Source organism: Brevundimonas albigilva, assembly GCF_023503965.1.
GTDB classification, from domain to species: domain Bacteria; phylum Pseudomonadota; class Alphaproteobacteria; order Caulobacterales; family Caulobacteraceae; genus Brevundimonas; species Brevundimonas albigilva.
Map to the genome: position 1 here is coordinate 467,213 of NZ_CP097298.1, position 18,854 is coordinate 486,066.

The window sequence follows — 18,854 nt, forward strand, 5'->3', positions numbered from 1 at the left end:
CCAGATGGCCGAGATCATTCTGAACGTGGACGTCCGTGAAGGCGTCGGCACCGGCGGCGCCCGCGCCGTGCGTCGCGCCGGCGGCGTGCCCGGCATCCTGTACGGCGGCGACAAGGCCCCGGTCGCCGTGTCGGTGAACGAGAAGGACTTCAAGAAGTCCCTCTACACCGGCAAGCTGCTGGGCCACCTGGTGACGCTGAAGTACGGCGACGAGACCCAGCCGGTCATCGCCAAGGACGTGCAGTTCGACCCCGTGTCGGACCGTCCGGTCCACTTCGACCTGATGCGCGTCGACGAGAAGGGCACCATCAAGATCGAGGTGCCGGTCCACTTCAAGAACCTGGAAGACGCGCCGTTCAACCGTCAGGGCGGTTCGCTGGAGATCGTCCGCCACGCCGTGGAAGTGTCGGTTCGCGCCGACCGCATCCCGGAAGAGCTGGTCGTCGACCTGATGAACCACAAGATGGGCGACACCATCCGCATCTCGGACATCGACCTGCAGGGCGCCGAGCCGACCATCACCGACCGCGACTTCGTGATCGCCACGATCAAGGTCTCGTCCGCCGCCCTGTCGGCCGCCGCCGATGAAGCCGCCGACGCCGAGACCGCTCCGGTCGCGACCGAAGAGAAGAGCGAAGACTAAGCGTCCCGCCCTTCACCAAGATCACGCCCCGCCCGGTCCGCCGCGGCGGGGCTTTTCTTTGACCGGCGCAGACGGCAAGAGGACGCCATGATCATCATCGCGGGGCTCGGCAATCCGGGCGCGAAGTACGAAAAGAACCGGCACAACATCGGCTTCATGGCGGCCGACGAGATCGCGCGCCGCTGGCGGTTCGGCGCCGAGCGGGCCAAGTTCCAGTCGATCGTCAGCGAAGGCGAGGTCGAGACGGCCGAGGGCCCGGTCAAGGTCCTGCTGATGAAGCCCCAGACCTATATGAACGAAAGCGGCCGCGCGGTCGGCGAGGCGGCGCGCTTCTACAAGATCAAGCCCAGCGAAATCATCGTCTTCCACGACGAGATCGACCTGGCGCCCGGCCGCTTTCGCATGAAGACCGGGGGCGGCGCGGCCGGTCAGAACGGCATCCGCAGCCTGATCAGCCACCTGGGTCCCGACTTCCGCCGCGCCCGGATGGGCGTCGGCCATCCGGGCGACAAGCATCTGGTGATGCCCCACGTGCTGGGCGACTTCCACAAGGCCGAGCAGCCGTGGCTGAACGCCCTGCTCCAGGCCTGCGCCGACGCCCTGCCCTTCGCGGCCGTCGGCGACGACGAGCGGTATCAGGGCGAGGTCATGCGCCTGGCCCCCGCGCCGAAGTTCAGCCCCCGGCAGGCGGCGCGCGGCGAACTCTAACGCCATCGGCGTGTTCCCCTTTCGCAAGGAGAACCCGCCATGCCGACGAAGAAATGGTCCCAGCACGTCACGGAAACCAGCGACGCCCTGGACGTGAAGCCGCACCTGTTCGAATCCGACGATCCCAAGACGATCGCGCAGTCGCTGAAGCGCAGCGCCGAGCACAGCCATCGCCGGAAGGGCACGCCGTTCCAGTCGGCGATGTCCATGCTGACCTTCTACATAAACCGCGCGGGCCGAAATCTGCCGGACAAGCAGGTCGAGGTGCTGGAACGCGCCAAGGACGAGTTGCGCGAGGCGTTTGGACGCGCGCCCAAGGCGTCGCACTAGGCCTGGCGGCCGAAAGGCCCTAAAGGCGATCCGTGACCCGCAGCCAGGCCGACAATTGGTCCGTCGCCCGATCGCTCGCCTTCCTGGCGGCGGTGTTCGCGCTCGCGCTCGGCACCCTGCTGCCGTTCGCCGCCCTGGCGGCGGCGCGCCCGGGCCATCCGCTGGTCATCTGCTCGGCCGAGGGCCCGCAGACCATCCAGGTCGGCGGCGTCGACGGACCGGTCCGGAAGGACGTGGGGGCCAAGTGCGCCGCCTGCGTCGCGCCCCTGGCCGCCGCCCTGCCGGCGCCGCCCGCGCCGGAGCCTGCGCGCCTGATCCGCCGCCTGGAGGCCGCAGCCTATGCGCCCGCCGCCGCCAGCCCCCCGCCGCCGGCCCGCGCGCCGCCGCGCCCGCCCTCCACCGCCCCGCCCCACGCCTGAAGCCGGACCCGTGAACCGCGCGCGGCCCCGCCGTGCGCCCGATCGACCCTGCCTTCGGGAACCCCCATGTCTTTCACACCCCCCGCGGCGCCGTGCGCGCTGCTGGCCGCGGCGAGCCTCGCCGCCCCCGCCCATGCCCATGCCCTGGCCCAGGCCTCGGCCCAGGCCCTGCCCCCGGCCGCCTCGCCCGTCGCCGAAGTCGATTCGGTGATCGTCACCGGCGCGCGCAATCCCGACGATCCCGCCGTCGTGGCCGAGGCGCGCGATCGGCTGAGCCGCACGCCCGGCGCCGTCGCCGTCGTCGCCGCGGAAAGTTACGAGGACCGCTACGCCCTGGCCCTGTCCGACACCCTTCGCTCGGTGCCCGGCGTCTTCGCTCAGCGCCGCTGGGGCGAGGAGGTCCGGTTGTCGATCCGGGGCTCCGGCATCGGCCAGAGCGTGCATCTGCGGGGCGTCCTGCTGGCTCAGGACGGCGTGCCGATCAATGCGGCGGACGGCTTCGGCGAGTTCCAGGAACTTGATCCGCTGATCGCCCGCTACACCGAGGTGTACAAGGGCGGCAACGCCCTGCGCTTCGGGGGCGCGGCGCTGGGCGGGGCGATCAACGTCGTCACCCCCACCGGCCTGAACACGCCCTATGACAACCTGCTGCGGTTTGAGGCGGGATCGTTCGAGACCCGCCGCCTGCACGCCGCCAGCGCGCGCCGTCACGGCGACTGGGACCTGTACGCGGCCGGGACCTGGTCGGGCGGCGACGGCTTCCGCGACCACCAGGAGGCCGACGGCAAACGCCTGACGGTCAGCGTGGGGCGTCAGCTGGGCCAGGATCGCGAGGTGCGGCTGATCGTGCAGGGCAATGCGCTGGACCAGGACCTGTCGGCGGGGGCGACGCAGAAGGATGCGTTGACCAATCCGCGCGCGGCGACGCCGGGCGCGGTGTCGTTCAACTATGGCCGCAACGTCGATTCCCTGCGCACCACGCTCCAGACCCGCTGGCGCTTCAGCGACAGCCTGGTGTTCGAGGGCGGAATCTATGGCTCCGACCGGGACCTTTACCACCCGGTGCCGGTGGTGGTGGACAACCACTATCGGACCTATGGCGGGTTCGGGCGGTTCGACTGGAACGGCCGGCTGATGGGCCTGCGCGCGGACGCCTTCGCCGGGGCCTACTACCGCACGGGCGATACGGACGCCCGGGTCTTCACCAACATCGGCGGCGGCCAGCGCGGGTTCAGGATCGGCGACACCCTGCAGCAGGCGTCCGGTTTGGACGTGTTCGCCGAAGGCCGCCTGTTCGTGACCGACCGCTTCGCCGTCATCGGCGGCGGCTCGTGGGGCCGGGCCGGGCGCGACCTCGACAACCATCTGAACCCGGCGAACGACGCCGACACGACCTACGACTGGTTCGCCCCGCGCATCGGCCTGCTGTGGGAGGACGACAATGGATCGCAGGTCTATGCCAACCTGACCCGATCGGTGGAGCCGCCCAGCTTCTACGACCTGGTCCAGAGCCCGGTTCCGCAGTTCGTGCCGCTGGACGAACAGAAGGCCTGGACCGCCGAGATCGGCGCGCGCGGCCGGCGGGGCCCCTTCCGGTACGACATCTCGGCCTATCGCGCCGCGCTGAAGGGCGAACTGCTGAACTATGTCGTGACCGCCGACATTCCGGCCGCGACCTTCAACGCCGGCGACACCGTGCACCAGGGGATCGAGGCCGGCCTGGACTGGCGGTTGATGGAGGGGGGACCGGGACGCCTGACCCTGCGCCAGACCTATACCTGGTCCGACTTCTTCTTCGACGGCGATCCCGTCTATGGGGACAACCGGCTGCCGATCATCCCGGAGCACGCCTATCGCGCCGAACTGAAATACGATCATCCGGCCGGCTGGTTCGTCGCGCCGGCGGTCGAGTGGGTTCCGCGCGACATCCACGTGGACTACGCCAACACGGTCAAATACCCCGGCTACGCCACGCTGTCGCTGAACGCGGGGATCGACCTGCCCCGCGGCGTGACCGTCTTCGCCGACCTGCGCAACCTGACCAACGAGAAATACATCTCGAACGCGGGCGCGGTCGTGGACGGCGTCACGGGGGCGCAGGATGTCTATCAGCCGGGCGAAGGCCGGGCGGCGTTTGTCGGCATGAGGGTGACGTGGTGAGCGCGACCGAAAACCCGGCGTCCGGAGACCTGTCCGGCGCCTACCGGGCCGTCTGGCGCTGGCATTTCTATGCGGGCGTGCTGGTCATGCCCTTCCTGATGCTGCTGGCGCTGACGGGGGGCCTCTATCTGTTCAAGGACGAGATCGACCAGACGGTCTATCGCTCCCTGATCCAGGTTCCGGCGCGCGCGGCCCAGGCGGACCCGGACGCCTGGGCCGCGGCGGCGGCGCAGGCGGGCGGCGGCCGCGCGGCGAACGTGCTGCTTCCGGCGGCGCGGGACCAGGCCGTGCGGGTCCGGGTCGACCGCGCCGACGGATCGCAACGAACCGTCTTCGTCGACCCCCACACCGCCCGCGTCACCGGCGTGACGGCCTATGGCGGCGTCACCGAAACGATCAAGCGGCTGCACTCGCTCAGCCTGTTCGGCCCGGCGATGAACCTGGTGGTCGAGATCGTCGCCGGCTGGGCCGTCATCCTGTTCGCCACGGGGCTTTATCTGTGGTGGCCGAGGGGGCGGGCGGGCGTGGCGGTCCTGGCGCCCAGGACAGGCGACGCGCGACGGCGGCCGTTCTGGCGCGACCTGCACGCCCTGACCGGCTTCTACGTCGGCGGGGTGGTGCTGTTCCTGGCGGTGACGGGAATGCCGTGGTCGGCCGTCTGGGGCGACCGATTCCTGAACCTGATGCGCGAGAGCGGCCTGGGTCGCCCGCCCGCCCCGGCCGCCGCCAGCGCCTGGAGCCACGCCAAGCCGCACGACACGCCCGCCGGCGTGGGCTGGACGATGGAGCACGCCGTCATGCCCGGCCCCATGGCCCACGATCCCAGCCTGGGCCGCGTCGTCGCCACGGCGGACGCCGGCGGCCTGCCCCGACCCTATATCGTCAACATCCCCCAGAGCCCCGACCTGGCCTGGACGGTGGCGCGCCAGACGCGCAGGGCCGAGGACGCCCGCACCCTGTACGTCGACGGCCAGACCGGCGCGGTGAGGGCCGACATCCGCTGGAGCCAGTTCGGCGTCGGCGCCAAGGCCTTCGAATGGGGCGTCGCCGTGCACCAGGGCCTGCAGTACGGCCAGATCAACCGCATCGTCATGCTGCTGGGCTGCGTCGGCGTCTGGGTCCTGGCGATCAGCGGGCTGGTCATGTGGTGGAAGCGCCGCCCGCCCAGCCTGTCGCGCGCGCGCCTTGGCCAGGTGCGCCTGGGCGCCCCGCCCGCGCCGCCCGGCCCGCGCGTCCGCGCCGCGGTGCTGGGCATCGTCATTCCGCTATCGATCCTCTATCCCCTGACCGGCTTGAGCCTGATCGCCGCCTTGTCCCTGGACTGGGCGATGCGACGGTTGCGCGCCCGGTCCGTCATCGCCTGAAAGGAGACCCGACCATGAAACGCCTTCTCATCCTGGCCGCCGCCCCGCTCGCGCTCGCGGCCTGCGGGCCCGCCGCCCAGCCCGCCGCCGAGAGCCCGCCCGCCGCGGATCAGGCCGCCGCCGTCGTCGTGACCGACGCCTGGTGTCGCGCGACGCCGAACGGCGCGCGGGCCGGCGGATGCTTCGCCACCTTCACCGCCCGCACCGACGACCGGTTGACCGGCGGCTCCACCCCCGCGCCGCCCAGCTTCAGATCCACGAGATGACCACCGAGGGCGGCATGATGAAGATGGGCCCGATCGAGGGCGGCCTGCCCCTGCCGGCCGGCCAGGCCGTCGCCCTGGCGCCGGGCGGAAACCACATCATGCTGATGGAGTTGACCCAGCCGCTGACCGACGGAGAGACCGTGCCCCTGACGCTGTCCTTCGCCGCGGCGCCGGCCGTGACCGTGCAGGCCCAGGTCCGCCGGGTCACGCCGGGCGGCGACGGCCACCACGGCTAGGGCGTCCTGCGTCATGCGGTCCGGGCGAAATATCTGAACCTTGGCCGCATGACAGCCGTTGGGAGGGGACGTCTCTGGAGTCCCCTCATGTCCTTTCGCAAAGACCGCCTGTCCCGCCCCATCTATCACTGGGCCAAGACCGTCCTGCCCGAGATGTCGGCGACCGAGGCCGAGGCCATCGAGGCGGGCGACGTCTGGTGGGACGCCGAACTGTTCACCGGCGCGCCGGACTGGGAGGCCTTCCTCGACATTCCGCCCGCCGAGCTGACCGAAGCCGAGCAGGCCTTCATCGACGGCCCGGTCGAGCGGCTGTGCGCCATGCTGGACGACTGGAAGATCACCTGGGAGGACCAGGATCTGCCGCCGGAGGTCTGGGCCTTCCTGAAGCGCGAACGCTTTTTCGGCATGATCATCCCGAAACGCTATGGCGGGCTGGAGTTCTCGGCCTACGCCCATTCCGAAGTCGTCCGGAAGATTTCGACCCGCTCCACCTCCGCCGCCGTCACGGTGATGGTGCCGAACTCGCTAGGGCCGGGCGAACTGCTGATGCAGTTCGGCACGGACGAGCAGCGCGATCACTGGCTGCCGCGCCTGGCCAACGGCCGTGAAATCCCGGCCTTCGGCCTGACCAGCCCCGAGGCCGGTTCCGACGCCGCCTCCATGACCGACGAGGGCGTGATCTGCGAGGGCGAATATCAGGGCCGCAAGGTGCTGGGGATGCGGCTGAACTGGAGAAAGCGCTACATCACCCTGGGCCCGATCTCGACCGTGCTGGGGCTGGCGTTCAAGCTGCGCGACCCGGACGGCCTCCTGGGCGGCGAGGAGAACCTGGGCATCACCGTCGCCCTGGTCCCGACCGACACCCCGGGCGTGACCATCGGCCGTCGGCACCTGCCGTCGATGCAGGCCTTCATCAACGGGCCGAACGAGGGTCATGACGTCTTCCTGCCGCTGGACGCCGTCCTGGGCGGACGCGAGCGGATCGGCCAGGGCTGGATGATGCTGAACGCCGCGCTGGCGGCCGGGCGGGGCATCTCCCTGCCCTCGCTGTCGTCGGCCGGCGCGGCCCTGGCGGCGCGCACCACCGGAGCCTACGCCCGCGTGCGCCAGCAGTTCCGCATCCCCATCGGCGAGTTCGAGGGCGTGCAGGAGCGCCTGGCCCGCATCGCCGCCAACGCCTATCTGCTGGACGCCGCGCGGCGCTTCACCTGTTCCGGCCTGGCGCTGGGGCATCACCCGTCCGTCGTCTCGGCCATCATGAAGCATGGCGCGACCGAGCGGATGCGGGTGGCCGCCAACGACGCCATGGACGTCCACGCCGGCAAGGCGGTGATCGACGGGCCGAACAACTATCTGGGCAACTTCTATCGCGCCGTGCCGGTGGGCATCACGGTCGAGGGCGCCAACATCCTGACGCGCAGCCTGATCGTCTTCGGCCAGGGGGCGATCCGCGCCCATCCCTATATCCTGAAGGAAATGCAGGCCCTGGCCGAGCAGGACGTGGAGAAGGGCCTGGCCCAATTCGACGCCGTCTTCTGGACCCACGTCGTCCACACCCTGCGCACCGCGCGCCGCGCCTTTACCAGCGCCTGGACCGACGGGCTGTTGGGCGAGGCGCCGACCGGGGGCGGCGCGCCGCTACTATCGCCGCATGGGCCGCTACGCCGCCGCCTTCGCCCTGGCCTCGGACATGGCGCTGCTGACCATGGGCGGATCGCTGAAGCGGCGCGAGATGCTGTCGGCCCGCTTCGGCGACATCCTGTCCGAACTCTACATGATGAGCGCCGCCCTGAAGCGCTGGGAGGACGAGGGCCGCCAGGCCGAGGACCTGCCGCTGCTGGACTATGTGATGCAGGACGGCTTCCTGACCATCGAGCGGCGGCTGAAGGAAATCCTGGACAACTTCCCCAACCGTCCGGCCGCCTGGCTGCTGAAGGTGTTCGTGCTGCCGTTCGGGGTCATCCGCACCGGGCCGCGCGATCACACCGTGCGCGCCTGCGCCCGCCTGATCCTGGAGCCGTCGGCGACGCGCGACCGCCTGACCGAGGGGGTCTATATCGGCGACGAGGCGGTGGGCCGGCTGGAGCAGGCCTTCGACCTGGTGGTGCGGACCCAGCCGATCCACGACCGGCTGAGGGCGCGTCGCATCCGCGATTGGCGCACGGCGGCCGAACAGGGCCTGCTGACGCCCGAGGAGATGGCGCTGCTGAAGGACGCCGACGACGCCGTCGCCGACGTGGTCGCGGTGGACGACTTCGCCCCGGAAGACCTGGCGCGGGGCGCCCGTCCCCGCTCCGTCCCCCATGCGGCCGAATAGCGCCTAGCGCGAGACGAGCGAGCCTTCGACCGTCAGGGTCGCGTCGGCGTTCTCGACCACGCTGAGGCTCTGGACCTCGACGCCCTTGTCATGAAGGGCCGACAGCCAGCCGAAGGCGGCGGCCGTCTGGACGCCGGTCAGGCTGAAGCCCAGGGCGCCGTCCGCGGCCATGCCCATCACCGGCGTGACGCCCGCCTGGGCGCTGGCCGCGTCGACCGCCGCGCGGATGTCGCCGGCGGCCGCCGCCTCCGACGGCGCCCGCTGGGCTGCGCGCTGGACCAGGATCAGGGCGTTCTCGGCGCGAAACCGATCGCGCGCGGCCGCTTCCCGCCACGCCCAGGCGGGGCGCACCACCGCCAGCCAGACCAGCACCGCCAGCACGGCCAGTCCCATCACGGCCAGCATCCGCTGCTCGCGCAGGGTGCGACCCTCCCACCAGGCCAGGGCCGTCGACGTCAGGCGGTTCATGCCGGGCCTCCCACGATGACTTCGCTGACCACGCGGCCGCCGTCCTCGACCGTGCTGGTGTCCGACAGGCCGAGGCCGCCCGCCTCCACGGCGGCGCGCAGGGCGTCCAGATCCTGGAACGCCGGATAGCTGACGGTGGCGCGCAGGCCCTGCTCGGGGTCGGCCGACAGGCCGTCCAGCTCGGCGCCCTCCACCTGCTCGACGGCGGCGAACAGCGCCGCGGCGCCCGCGGTGAAGCCGCCGGGCGGCGGCGCCACGGACAGACGCCGCTGAATCTCGCCGATCGGATCGTCGGCGCGCGCCGCCTCGGGCCAGGTCTCGGCGATCAGGGCGCGGGTTCGCCGGTCCGCGCGGTCGGCGGCCAGACTGTCGCGCGCGGCGTGCGCCAAGGTCAGCACCAGGGGCGAAGCGACCACCGCCGCCGCCAGCACGGCCGCCAGCCGCCAGCCGCCCCGAGACGCCGCGCGGGGCCGGACCAGGGCGGTCAGCAGATCGACGGGCGGATGGAGAGCCGTCGCCGCCAGCCGGTCCTCGACCGCTTCCTGGCCGTCGATCCAGGTCACGCGCCGGTCGCCGGCCACCGCCGCAACCAGGTCGGCCTGCACCGAGGCGGCGAAGGCCCCGCCCCGCAAGGCGACGTCGCCGCCATAGCGGATGGCGTTCAGCTGGCCCTCGGCTTCGGGAACCGGCGGCGTGAGGCAGTCGGGAACCAGGGCCGCCGGCTGGACGCCCAGCGCCCGCAGATAGTCGAGCCAGGCTTCCAGCAGCACGCTCGACACGGCCGCGACCAGGCGCGGGCCGCCGTCCGGCCCGGTCGGCCCCAGGGCCACGGCCAGACGCTCGGGATCGCCCGCCAGTTCGCCCTTCAGGGCCCAGCGCGCGGCGGCCCGCACCTGGTTGGCGCCGCCGACCGGCAGGTCCAGCCAACGCACCAGCACGTCCGCGCCGGGCGCCACCGCCACGGTGCGAAGGTCCGGCGTCGGATCCGGCGCCTCCAGGCTCAGCGATCCGCGCTGCAGCACGCGCCCGCGCGGGTCGACGATCAGGAAGGGCGCCGGCAGGGCGCCGTGGGCGGAATCAGGACGAGGCGGGTCTGGGTCATTCTTCAGGAATCCAGCGTCGGATGACGGTGCGCACGCCGCCGTCGGGGGCGGCGTAGAGAAGGGCGGTGCGGACCGCGCGGGCGCCGCCGTAGTCGACATCGACGCGCAGGTCGAAAAAGCGGGTCAGCAGGGACGCCTGGCCGCGCATGGTCTCGTCGGCCGCCACGCCGCGCAGGGCGGGCTGGGCCCAGAAGGCGTCCATCGTGGCCCAGCCGCCGGGCGGCCGCGCCGCGATCGCGGCCTTGGCCTGGTTCAGCCCCAGGGCGCCGCCGGTCATCATGACCAGCAGGGGCGCCTGCTCCGCCGTCAGGGTGTTCAGGTTGATCGGCGACACGCCGCTGACCGGCAGGGCGCAGATCAGCGGGCGCAGGCGGCGATAGAGCGCCTCGTCCATGCCGGCCACGGCGCGCATCTCGCTGACGTCGGCCAGCATGACGCCGCCGGTGCGGTACGGCGTGGCCAGGCCGGCGTAGCGCGCGTCCTCTCCCCGCCCGGCGAGACGTCGGCGTCGCCGTCCATCCAGTCGGTCAGGGCCCCCGCCAGCGCCGTCATCCGGCCCCGAGGCGCGCCCAGCGCGGCGCCCAGGGCCACGAAGCGCGCCTGGGCCTCCGGATTGGCGACCAGATCCTCGTCCTGGCCCACCACCAGGCTGTTCAGGTTGAAACAGGCCTGGCCGTCGGTCACGACCGCCCGGATCGAGCCCTCGTCGATCGGAAAATCGAGCACGCGCCCGTTCCAGCGCGGCTCCAGCGGGGTGCGGGCGGGATCGACGGCCATCAGGTCGGCGATCTGGCGGCGCGCCAGGGCCTCGGCGCCGGCGGCGTACCACTGGGCCTGCGCCTGCGTCTCCACATTGGTGGTCCGGCGCACGGAAAAGCGGATGTCGTCCAGGATCAGCACGGCCACCGCCGCCATCACCGCCACCAGCAGCAGCACGGTCAGAAGGGCCATCCCCTGTCTGTCGGCCGCGCGCCTCATCCGGCGGACACCGCGAACAGCTGGTCGACCCGGCCCAGGCCGTCCAGCGTCATGACGATCCGAACCGCCTGCGGCAGGGGCCGGTCGCGGCTGGACAGGAAGGCCGGCGCCTCGGACCCGTCCTGGATGAAGGTGACGGCGACGTCGCTGACGCCGCGGTACAGCACCTGCGGCGGACCGGCCCGCGCGCCGTCCAGATAGGTCGAGGCGCGCCGTTCCAGCCGGTTCTCGACCACCCGGTATTCCACGCGCTGGAGGCCGGGCCGGGCCGCACCGTCGGGATTGCTCCATGCGGCCCGGACCAGCGTCAGCACCGGATCGCCGGGAACCGTCTGGCCCATGAGGGCGCGCGGCAGGGGGCGGCCGGTCGGCGCGCGGGTCCGGCGCGGCGCGGCCTGGGCCAGGTCCGCCTTCAGCAGGGCGCGCATCCTTTGCAGTTCGGCGATGCGCTCGGCGTGCTCGTGCACGATGAAGCGGGTGTCGATCGTGCGCGCCAGCACCAGGGCGCCCGCCGCCGCGATCAGGGCGAAGACGGCCAGGGCCACCAGCACCTCGACCAGGGTGAAGCCCCCGCGCGCGCGCCTCATGATCCCGCGCTCCGGAACAGGGTGCGATCCGCCGCCAGGCCGTCGTCGTCATAGACGGCGATGTCGATGCGGCCCATACCCGGCACGGCCGTGCCGCTGACCGTGCGCCGCCAGCGCCAGGCCTGACCGGCCATCTGGACCTGGCCCGAGGTTTCTCCCGTCGGCAGGCTCTGGGCGGTCATGGCCTCGACCGCCAGGTTCTCGGCGACCACGCCCCCCAGGGTCCGCGTCTCCACCCGGGCGGCCGAGCGCACGCCCTCGCCCGACAGGTTCAGCAGCGCCATCGCCGCCAGGGCGAAGACCGCCAGCGCGACCAGAAGCTCGATCAGGGTGAAGCCGCCGCGTTCAGCCATCGACCGCCACCTCTCCGGCGGCGTCGACGCGCACCGACACGACCTGGCCCTCGCGCGACAGCTCGACCTGGGCCGGTTCGGCCCCGCCGGTCTCGTCGAAGACGATGCGGACGCCCCGACGCGGCGCGCGCACGTCCTCGCCCCACGCCTGGGGCGCGAACGGGCCGTCCAGCGGCGTCCACGCGTCGCCGTCGAAGCGGGCGAACGCATACCCTTGCGCGTCGGTCGAGGCCGACACCATGCGGTTGGTCAGTATGGCCTCCTCGCGCGCGCGAACCAGGCGGGCGGCGAACCGCTCGGCCGTCTCGCCGACGGCGGGCCGGGGGTCGGGCATGGACAGCACCACCGCCCCCGCCGCCAGGCCGATGACCACCAGCGTCATCATCAGCTCGACCAGGGTGAAGCCGGCGCGCATTGTGTTTGCGCTAGCGCTCGCCGCGCGGCGGCTCGCTGCTTGAGCGCGGACGGGTTGGTTTGCGCCAGCGCTCGCCGCGCGGCGGCTCGCTGCTTGAGCGCGGGCGGGTTGGTTTGCGCCAGCGCTCGCCGCGCGGCGGCTCGCGGCTTGAGCGCGGGCGGATTGGTTCGCGCCAGCGCTCGCCGCGCAGCGGCGCGCGGCTGGGGCGCCAGTGTCAGGCCTGCCAGTTGCCGAGGTCGGCGTCATCGCCCTCGCCTCCCGCCTTGCCGTCCGCGCCGAAGGAGAAGACGTCGAACTGGCCGCCGTGGGCGCTGCGGCGACGGTACTGGTAGGGGTTGCCCCAGGGATCGGTCGGCAGGCGCCGCACATAGCCGCCCTGGCGATAGCGCTCCGGTCGGGTCAGGTCCGACGGCGGCGAGACCAGCGCCTGCAGGCCCTGCTGGTCGGTCGGGAAGGTCAGGTTGTCCAGCCGATAGGTCTCGATGGCCTGTTCCAGCACCGAGATGTCGGCCCGCGCCTTGCCCAGCATCGCCTTGTCCTGGCTGGGCAGGACGTTCAGGGCCACGACGGTGGCCAACAGGCCGATGATGACGATGACCACCATCAACTCCACCAGGGTGAACCCCTGGCGGTTCATTCTTGCGCTACCGCGCGCCGCGCGGCGGCGCGCGGCTTGAGCGCGGGGATTTCCTGTCGCGCCCCGCTGGGCCGCGCGGCGGCGCGCCATGGCGAACGTCCTCAAGCAGCGAGCCGCCGCGCGGCGAGCGGTAGGACCAAAAAACATGAGCGACTCCCTCACCCCATCGCCAGGGTGTTGATCTGAAGGATGGGCAGCAGGATCGACAGCACGATCAGGGCGACCACGCCGCCCATCACCACGATCACGGCCGGCTCCAGCAGGCTGAGCATCACGGCGGTGAAACTGGCGAACTCGCGTTCCAGATAGTCGGCGGCGCGTTCCAGCATCGGCTCCAGCCGGCCGCTGCTCTCGCCCGAGGCGGCCATATAGACCAGAATCGGCGGAAAGACGTCGGCGCGGCGCATGGCGGCCGACAGGCCGCCGCCTTCGCGCACCGCCTCGGCCATGCTTTCGGTCGCCTGACGCAGGGCGTGGTTCGACACGGTGCGGGCCGTGATGGTCAGCCCTTCCAGCACCGGCAGGCCGGCGGCGATCATGGTCGACAGGGTGCGGGCCATCTTGGCCCCGTGCAGGTCGCGCGTCAGCCGCCCGACCAGGGGCGCGCGCAGCCGCCAGCGGTCGAAGCGCAGGCGAAGACCGGGGTTCCTCAGGGCCATGACGCCGCCCGCGACCAGGCCCGCCAGGCCCAGCACGATCAGCCAGCCCCAGGTGCGCATGACGTCGGACAGGCCGATGACCAGGCGCGTCAGCAGCGGCAGGGTCTGGTTCATGCTGTCGAACTGGTCGACCACCTTGGGCACGACGAAGACCATCAGCGCCGTCACCACGCCCAGGGCGACGACCGCCAGGACGGCCGGATAGACCAGGGCGGTGACGACCTTGCCGCGCACCTGCTGGTCGCGTTCCATATCGTCGGCCAGCCGCTCCAGGATCGGTTGCAGCGTACCCGACCGCTCTCCGGCCGAAACCATGGCGCGGTACAGCGGCGGGAAGGCGCGGCCATGCTGGCCCATGGCGTCCGCCAGGGTCCGCCCTTCCAGCACGCCGGCGTGAACCCCTTCCAGCACCCGGCGGACGACCGGCCGATCGGCCTGCAGCGCCAGCGTCCGCAACGCCTCCTCCAGCGGCGAGACGGACACCAGCGTGGCCAGCTGGCGGGTGGTCAGGGCCAGGGCCTTGGCCGACAACCGGCCGCCGGACCGCGCCGGGCGATCCCCCCGCGCCGCCATGCGGGCGGGCGTGACCTCCAGCGGCATCAGCCGGCGCCGCCCCAGCAGGCCCCGGGCGGCGGCCTCGTCGGCGGCGTCCAGGGCGCCCGAGACCGTACGGCCCGCGCCGTCGACGGCCACATAGTCGAACGCCGCCATCAGGCCGCCTCCGCCGGATCGGTCGCGGTTTCCTGCCGGGCGACGCGGACCGCCTCCTCGACCGAGGTGACGCCCGCCAGCACCAGGTCGCGCGCCCGGTCCGACAGGGTTCCGCCCTGCTTGAAGGCGGCCTCGACCAGGGCGTCCTCGCCGGCCTCGGCGGCGATCAGGCGGCGGACCTTGTCGGTGACCTTGAGCACCTCGTACAGGCCGACCCGGCCGATATAGCCGGTGTCGGCGCAGTGGGCGCAGCCGTGCGGCCGCCAGATCGTCACGCCCGCCTTGGCGCCGATCAGCCGGGCGCTCGGCTCGTCGGCCTTTTCGGCCATGCGGCAATGCGGGCACAGCCGCCGCACCAGCCGCTGGGCCACGACCAGCCGCAGGGTCGAGGCCAGCAGGAAGGGCTCGATCCCCATGTCGCGCAGACGGGTCACGGCGCCCGCCGCATCGTTGGTGTGGACCGTCGACAGCACCAGGTGCCCGGTCAGAGACGCCTGGACGGCGACGCCCGCCGTCTCCACGTCCCGGATCTCGCCGACCATGACCACGTCCGGATCCTGGCGCAGGATGGCGCGCAGGCCGGCGGCGAAGGTCATGCCGACCTTGGGGTTCACCTGGGTCTGGCTGACGCCGTCGATGGCGTATTCGACCGGGTCCTCGACCGTCAGGATGTTGCGCGCGCCGTCGTTCAGCAGCGCCAGGCCGGCGTAGAGGCTGGTGGTCTTGCCCGAGCCGGTCGGTCCCGTGACCAGGATGATCCCGTTGGGTTCGGCCAGGGCGGCGCGGAAGGCCGCCAGGGCGTCGTCCGCCATGCCCAGCCGGTCCAGCGTCAGGCCGGCCTGATCCTTGTCCAGGATGCGCAGCACCACCCGCTCGCCCCCTCGCGACGGCAGGGTCGACACCCGCACGTCCAGCGTCTTGCCGCCCAGGGCCAGGGGGATGCGGCCGTCCTGCGGAATGCGCTTCTCGGCGATGTCCAGCCGCGCCATGACCTTGATGCGCGACACCAGCAAGGGCGCGATGCGGGGATTGAGGCTCAGCGCCTCGCGCAGCACGCCGTCGATCCGCATCCGCACCACCAGCGCCGACTCGTAGGTTTCCAGGTGGATGTCCGAGGCCCCGGCCCGCACCGCCTCGGCGATGATCCCGTTGATCAGGCGGATGACCGGCGCGTCGTCGGCCGTGTCCAGCAGGTCGGCGGCGGCGGGGATGTCGTCGATCAGGCTGTCCAGCCCGGCCGGCATCTCCAGGTCGTCGTCGGCGGCGTTCAGGTGGTCCCCGGCGTAGATTTCCGACAGTTGCCGGTCGAAGGCGGCGGGGCTCAGCGGCTCCACCGACAGGGGGCGGCCCAGGGCGCGCCGCGCCTCGATCAGCGCGATCGGGTCGGCCCCCTCGCGGACGCCCACGCGCGCGATCTCCCCGGCGTCCAGCAGCAGGACGCCGTGACGCTTGGCGAAGCCGTACGGCAGGCTGGGGCTGACCAGGGTGATCATGATCTCAGGACCCGGCGGGCGCCAGAGGCCGGGCGTCGACCGGCGCCACGGGCGCGATCACGGTCGGCTCGCCGCTGGCGGGGGCGGCGGGCGGCTGGGTGCGCATATAGTCGCGCACCAACGCATCCAGGCTGGGCTCGCGGTCGGGCTGAACGGCCAGTTGCTGGTCGCGCATATAGCCCCACCGGTCGGCGGCCAGCCCCTGCGCCTGATCCGGCGTGCGAATGATGGTCGGGCGCAGGAAGACCATCAGATTGGTCCGTCCGCGCTGGCGGCTGGTCGAGCGGAACAGGGCGCCGACGCCGGGGATGTCGCCCAGGCCCGGCACCTTGTCCTGACGCAGCCGGTCGTTCTGGTCCAGCAGGCCGCCGGCCACGGCGATGTCGCCGTCGTCCACCACCAGCGTCGTCTCCAGCTCGCGCTTGTCCAGCACCAGGTCCGAGGCGCCGGTGCTCAGCACGCCGTTGATGGCCGACACCTCCTGGCGCAGCGTCAGGGTGATCGAGCCGCCCGCGTTGATCTGCGGCTTGACCGTCAGCCGCACGCCGATGTCCTTGCGGTCGGTGGTCGTGAACGGGTTGGAGTTGCCGTCCAGCAGCGTCTGGCCGGTGGTGATCGGCACTTCCTGGCCGACCAGGAAGGTGGCCTCCTCGTTGTCCAGCGTCATGATCGACGGGGTCTGGAGCAGGTTCGATCCCTCGTCGGTCTTGGCCGCGTTGATGATGAAGCCGAAAAGGCCGTCGCCTACCTTGCCGCCCGCCCCGCCGACGAAGCCGTTGGCGCCCAGGAGGGTGTTCAGGGCCAGGTTCTGTAGCTGCTCGCGCAGGGGATCGTCCGCGTCCAGCTGGCCCGAGGCGACGCCGCCGGCGATGGGAACCAGGGGCGCCGCGCTGTCGGAATAGTTGGTCAGGCCGACGCCGTTCTCGCCGCCGTACAGCCACTGGACGCCCAGTTCGCGCACGGCGTTGTCGCTCAGTTCGACGACGATGGCCTCGATCAGAACCTGCTGGCGGCGCACGTCCAGCCGGCGGATCACGTCCGCCAGGGTGCGCTGCATGTCGGCCGGCCCCGAGATGACCAGGGCGTTGGCGCCGGGGAACCGCGCGATGGTGGCGCGCTGGCCGGTGGCGGTGATGGTGGTCGAGCCGATCGGGCCGGCGTCCTGGTCGTCGGCCTGGGTCAGGCCGGGGCGCAAGCCGCCCCCGGCGGCGGCGCTGCCGGTCGCGCGCGCCGTCTGCAGGCGCGGCGTCTGCGAGGCGCCGTCGCCGCTGACCGGCTGGCCGACGATCTGCTGCAGCACCGGCAGCAGCTGCTCGGCGTTGGCGTGTTCCAGGAAGACGACGTTGACGTCCTGGGCCGACTGGGACCGGCCGTCCAGGTCGTGGATCAGGCCGCGCACGCGCGTCAGGGCCTGGCCGTCGCCGCGCAGCACCAGGGAGTTCGAGCTTTCGACCGGCGTGACCGACACCATCCCCTGCCCGCCGCCGCCCGGCGCGGCCAGCACCGATTGCAGCACGCCCGCGATCTCGCGCGCCGAGGCGTTCTCCAGCGTCACGACCTCGTAGCTGGAGCGATCGACGTCGATCCGCGCGATCAGGGCGCGCACCCGCGCCAGGTTGTCGGCGAAGTCGGCGACCACCACGCTGTTGGCGCCGGGATTGGCCAGCACCTGCCCCTGGGCGCCGACCAGCGGCCGGATGGTCTCGGCCGCCGAGGCGGCGTCGATGTTGCGCAACGGGAAGACCTCGGTGGAGAAGCGCTCCGCCCCGACGGTCGACGGTCCCTGGGCGGCGCCCTGGGCCGGGCTGATGCGATAGGCGCCCGACTGGGTCGGGGTGACCACCAGGCCGTTGGCGCGCAGGGTCGACAGGAAGACCTCGAACAGCTGGGCGCGGCTCAGCGGACGGTCGCTGGTCACCGTCACCGTGCCGGACACCGCCGGATCGACGATGAAGGTGCGGCCGGTCGTGCGCGCCACGTCCTGGATGAAGGCGCGGATGTCGGCGCCCTGGACGTTCAACGTCTGCCGGGCCTGAGCCAGGGCGGGCGCGGCCGCCAGCGGCCCCTGCGCGGCCAGGGTCGCCGTCAGGGCGCCGACCAGGGTGTTGCGGATGCGGGCGTTCATGGACGCGTCCTTATGGTGGTGGTGCGCATCTCGCCGTTGCGCTCGTACTGAATCTCGGCCGAAGGGGCGCTGGCCAGTTGACCGCGCAGGGCGCCGATGGCCTGGGGGCTGTCCAGCGCCGTCCCGTTGACCGACAGGATGACGTCCCCGGCCTGCAGCCCGGCCGCGCGCAGCTCCGAGGCGTTGCCGGCCGAGGAGACGGTGAAGCCGTTGACGCCCAGCCCCTGCAGGCGCGGACGCAGCGACGCCTGGGCCATCAGGCGCTGGGGATCCACCACCGCCGCCGCGGGGGTGGACGCGGGCGCGGGCGCGGGGGTGACGACCTGTTCCGTCGCGGGCGGCGGCGGGGGCGGCGCGGCGCCGGCCGGGACCTCCGAGAAGGCCAGCCGAGACAGCGACTGTCCCCGCGCCAGGGTGACGAAGTCCGGACCGACCGCCTGGAGCACCAGGCCGGGCATGACCTCCTCGCCCACGCCCACGGACAGTTGCCGGCCGTCGGCCAGGCCGATGATGGCCGAGCCGCCGCCCTGCCCGCCGGCGCGCACGCCGAACAGGCGAAGCTGGCCGGCCTCGTCGCCCGAAGCGCCTTCCAGGCTGGACGGCGCGCCGGTGCGGAAGAAGGCGTCGAAGCGCGACAGCACGCCCATGTCGACGGGGCGGCTCGGCGCCGCCGGGGCCGCCTGCAGAGAGGGCTGGGGCGCCAGGAAAATCCACGCGAGCCGGCCGGCCTGCACGAGCAGCAGCAGCGCCAGCGCCGCCGGGACGATCCGGCGCCAGGGCCAGGCCGCCAGCGATTGGCGCATGGTCTCCGGCCTGATGTTTCGCAGTGTCGCGATCACGGCGCCCGTCCAAACGGCCCCCCGAGGACCGACAGCGCCATTA

General features: G+C 72.4%; 20 protein-coding genes and 2 pseudogenes. 10 read left to right on the forward strand and 12 right to left on the reverse strand.

Annotation, left to right across the window (positions count from 1 at the left end; translation table 11 throughout):
- Positions 1–4 precede the first annotated feature (4 nt).
- The 10 genes and pseudogenes from MU852_RS02395 to MU852_RS18090 all read left to right on the forward strand — a co-directional run bounded on the left by MU852_RS02395 (position 5) and on the right by MU852_RS18090 (position 8,443).
- Positions 5–643, forward strand: coding sequence for a 50S ribosomal protein L25/general stress protein Ctc (locus tag MU852_RS02395; protein WP_249750867.1), 639 nt, complete (start codon positions 5–7; stop codon positions 641–643).
- 87 nt (positions 644–730) lie between these two features.
- Positions 731–1,351: an aminoacyl-tRNA hydrolase gene (gene pth / locus MU852_RS02400; protein ID WP_249750868.1), complete on the forward strand. Its 621-nt coding sequence runs from the start codon at positions 731–733 to the stop codon at positions 1,349–1,351.
- A 39-nt stretch (positions 1,352–1,390) separates the two neighbouring features.
- The gene (locus tag MU852_RS02405; RefSeq protein ID WP_249750869.1) at positions 1,391–1,681 is read left to right on the forward strand and encodes a DUF3175 domain-containing protein; all 291 of its coding nucleotides are present in this window, start codon (positions 1,391–1,393) and stop codon (positions 1,679–1,681) included.
- A gap of 32 nt (positions 1,682–1,713) precedes the next feature.
- Entirely contained in the window at positions 1,714–2,100 is a 387-nt protein-coding gene (locus MU852_RS02410; RefSeq protein WP_249750870.1) for a hypothetical protein, read from the forward strand.
- 66 nt (positions 2,101–2,166) lie between these two features.
- Positions 2,167–4,260, forward strand: a complete 2,094-nt coding sequence (locus tag MU852_RS02415) for a TonB-dependent receptor family protein (RefSeq protein WP_249750871.1) — start codon at positions 2,167–2,169, stop codon at positions 4,258–4,260.
- On the forward strand, positions 4,257–5,624 hold the full coding sequence (locus MU852_RS02420) for a PepSY-associated TM helix domain-containing protein (protein WP_249750872.1): 1,368 nt from the start codon (positions 4,257–4,259) through the stop codon (positions 5,622–5,624). Before MU852_RS02415 ends, MU852_RS02420 begins: the two co-directional genes overlap by 4 nt.
- A 14-nt stretch (positions 5,625–5,638) precedes the next feature.
- Positions 5,639–5,890, forward strand: a complete 252-nt coding sequence (locus MU852_RS02425) for a copper chaperone PCu(A)C (protein ID WP_249750873.1) — start codon at positions 5,639–5,641, stop codon at positions 5,888–5,890.
- Positions 5,887–6,126, forward strand: a complete 240-nt coding sequence (locus tag MU852_RS02430) for a copper chaperone PCu(A)C (protein WP_249750874.1) — start codon at positions 5,887–5,889, stop codon at positions 6,124–6,126. The genes MU852_RS02425 and MU852_RS02430 overlap by 4 nt, the downstream gene beginning before the upstream one ends.
- A gap of 87 nt (positions 6,127–6,213) precedes the next feature.
- Positions 6,214–7,692, forward strand: a pseudogene (locus tag MU852_RS02435) (acyl-CoA dehydrogenase); the annotation flags it as partial.
- A gap of 85 nt (positions 7,693–7,777) precedes the next feature.
- Positions 7,778–8,443: an acyl-CoA dehydrogenase domain-containing protein gene (locus tag MU852_RS18090; RefSeq protein WP_283843745.1), complete on the forward strand. Its 666-nt coding sequence runs from the start codon at positions 7,778–7,780 to the stop codon at positions 8,441–8,443.
- 3 nt (positions 8,444–8,446) lie between these two features.
- Here the strand turns inward: MU852_RS18090 and MU852_RS02440 are convergent, their stop codons facing one another.
- The 12 genes and pseudogenes from MU852_RS02440 to MU852_RS02495 all read right to left on the reverse strand — a co-directional run bounded on the left by MU852_RS02440 (position 8,447) and on the right by MU852_RS02495 (position 18,775).
- Positions 8,447–8,911, reverse strand: a complete 465-nt coding sequence (locus MU852_RS02440; protein ID WP_249750875.1) for a type II secretion system protein M — start codon at positions 8,909–8,911, stop codon at positions 8,447–8,449.
- On the reverse strand, positions 8,908–10,113 hold the full coding sequence (gene gspL / locus MU852_RS02445; protein WP_249750876.1) for a type II secretion system protein GspL: 1,206 nt from the start codon (positions 10,111–10,113) through the stop codon (positions 8,908–8,910). The genes MU852_RS02440 and gspL overlap by 4 nt, the downstream gene beginning before the upstream one ends.
- Positions 10,010–10,426: a type II secretion system protein GspK gene (locus MU852_RS02450; protein WP_430641212.1), complete on the reverse strand. Its 417-nt coding sequence runs from the start codon at positions 10,424–10,426 to the stop codon at positions 10,010–10,012. The genes gspL and MU852_RS02450 overlap by 104 nt, the downstream gene beginning before the upstream one ends.
- A pseudogene (gene gspK / locus MU852_RS02455) lies at positions 10,418–10,992 on the reverse strand (type II secretion system minor pseudopilin GspK); the annotation flags it as partial. The pseudogene gspK and the gene MU852_RS02450, both read right to left, overlap by 9 nt.
- Positions 10,989–11,579 carry a type II secretion system minor pseudopilin GspJ gene (gspJ, locus tag MU852_RS02460; protein ID WP_249750877.1) on the reverse strand — a complete coding sequence of 197 codons (591 nt, stop codon included), beginning with the start codon at positions 11,577–11,579 and terminating at the stop codon, positions 10,989–10,991. The pseudogene gspK and the gene gspJ, both read right to left, overlap by 4 nt.
- Positions 11,576–11,932: a type II secretion system minor pseudopilin GspI gene (gspI, locus tag MU852_RS02465; protein ID WP_249750878.1), complete on the reverse strand. Its 357-nt coding sequence runs from the start codon at positions 11,930–11,932 to the stop codon at positions 11,576–11,578. The genes gspJ and gspI overlap by 4 nt, the downstream gene beginning before the upstream one ends.
- Entirely contained in the window at positions 11,925–12,347 is a 423-nt protein-coding gene (locus MU852_RS02470) for a GspH/FimT family pseudopilin (protein ID WP_249750879.1), read from the reverse strand. The genes gspI and MU852_RS02470 overlap by 8 nt, the downstream gene beginning before the upstream one ends.
- 214 nt (positions 12,348–12,561) lie before the next feature.
- Positions 12,562–12,984, reverse strand: a complete 423-nt coding sequence (gene gspG / locus MU852_RS02475; RefSeq protein ID WP_249750880.1) for a type II secretion system major pseudopilin GspG — start codon at positions 12,982–12,984, stop codon at positions 12,562–12,564.
- 158 nt (positions 12,985–13,142) lie between these two features.
- On the reverse strand, positions 13,143–14,354 hold the full coding sequence (gene gspF / locus MU852_RS02480) for a type II secretion system inner membrane protein GspF (RefSeq protein WP_249750881.1): 1,212 nt from the start codon (positions 14,352–14,354) through the stop codon (positions 13,143–13,145).
- Entirely contained in the window at positions 14,354–15,847 is a 1,494-nt protein-coding gene (gene gspE / locus MU852_RS02485) for a type II secretion system ATPase GspE (protein WP_249750882.1), read from the reverse strand. The genes gspF and gspE overlap by 1 nt, the downstream gene beginning before the upstream one ends.
- A gap of 4 nt (positions 15,848–15,851) precedes the next feature.
- Positions 15,852–17,972, reverse strand: a complete 2,121-nt coding sequence (gene gspD / locus MU852_RS02490; RefSeq protein ID WP_249750883.1) for a type II secretion system secretin GspD — start codon at positions 17,970–17,972, stop codon at positions 15,852–15,854.
- On the reverse strand, positions 17,969–18,775 hold the full coding sequence (locus tag MU852_RS02495; protein WP_249750884.1) for a type II secretion system protein N: 807 nt from the start codon (positions 18,773–18,775) through the stop codon (positions 17,969–17,971). Before MU852_RS02495 ends, gspD begins: the two co-directional genes overlap by 4 nt.
- Between the last annotated feature and the right edge of the window lie 79 nt (positions 18,776–18,854).

Bases quoted from the DNA above. Each gene is read 5' to 3' on its own strand.
- MU852_RS02440 (WP_249750875.1), bottom strand. From the start codon at position 8,911: ATGAACCGCCTGACGTCGACGGCCCTGGCCTGGTGGGAGGGTCGCACC.
- gspD (WP_249750883.1), bottom strand. From the start codon at position 17,972: ATGAACGCCCGCATCCGCAACACCCTGGTCGGCGCCCTGACGGCGACC.
- MU852_RS02470 (WP_249750879.1), bottom strand. From the start codon at position 12,347: ATGCGCGCCGGCTTCACCCTGGTCGAGCTGATGATGACGCTGGTGGTC.
- MU852_RS02495 (WP_249750884.1), bottom strand. From the start codon at position 18,775: ATGCGCCAATCGCTGGCGGCCTGGCCCTGGCGCCGGATCGTCCCGGCG.
- pth (WP_249750868.1), top strand. From the start codon at position 731: ATGATCATCATCGCGGGGCTCGGCAATCCGGGCGCGAAGTACGAAAAG.
- MU852_RS18090 (WP_283843745.1), top strand. From the start codon at position 7,778: ATGGGCCGCTACGCCGCCGCCTTCGCCCTGGCCTCGGACATGGCGCTG.
- gspF (WP_249750881.1), bottom strand. From the start codon at position 14,354: ATGGCGGCGTTCGACTATGTGGCCGTCGACGGCGCGGGCCGTACGGTC.
- MU852_RS02450 (WP_430641212.1), bottom strand. From the start codon at position 10,426: ATGCGCGCCGTGGCCGGCATGGACGAGGCGCTCTATCGCCGCCTGCGC.
- MU852_RS02405 (WP_249750869.1), top strand. From the start codon at position 1,391: ATGCCGACGAAGAAATGGTCCCAGCACGTCACGGAAACCAGCGACGCC.
- gspI (WP_249750878.1), bottom strand. From the start codon at position 11,932: ATGGCTGAACGCGGCGGCTTCACCCTGATCGAGCTTCTGGTCGCGCTG.
- gspE (WP_249750882.1), bottom strand. From the start codon at position 15,847: ATGATCACCCTGGTCAGCCCCAGCCTGCCGTACGGCTTCGCCAAGCGT.
- gspJ (WP_249750877.1), bottom strand. From the start codon at position 11,579: ATGAGGCGCGCGCGCGGGGGCTTCACCCTGGTCGAGGTGCTGGTGGCC.
- gspG (WP_249750880.1), bottom strand. From the start codon at position 12,984: ATGAACCGCCAGGGGTTCACCCTGGTGGAGTTGATGGTGGTCATCGTC.
- MU852_RS02430 (WP_249750874.1), top strand. From the start codon at position 5,887: ATGACCACCGAGGGCGGCATGATGAAGATGGGCCCGATCGAGGGCGGC.
- MU852_RS02425 (WP_249750873.1), top strand. From the start codon at position 5,639: ATGAAACGCCTTCTCATCCTGGCCGCCGCCCCGCTCGCGCTCGCGGCC.
- MU852_RS02395 (WP_249750867.1), top strand. From the start codon at position 5: ATGGCCGAGATCATTCTGAACGTGGACGTCCGTGAAGGCGTCGGCACC.
- gspL (WP_249750876.1), bottom strand. From the start codon at position 10,113: ATGTCGACTACGGCGGCGCCCGCGCGGTCCGCACCGCCCTTCTCTACG.
- MU852_RS02415 (WP_249750871.1), top strand. From the start codon at position 2,167: ATGTCTTTCACACCCCCCGCGGCGCCGTGCGCGCTGCTGGCCGCGGCG.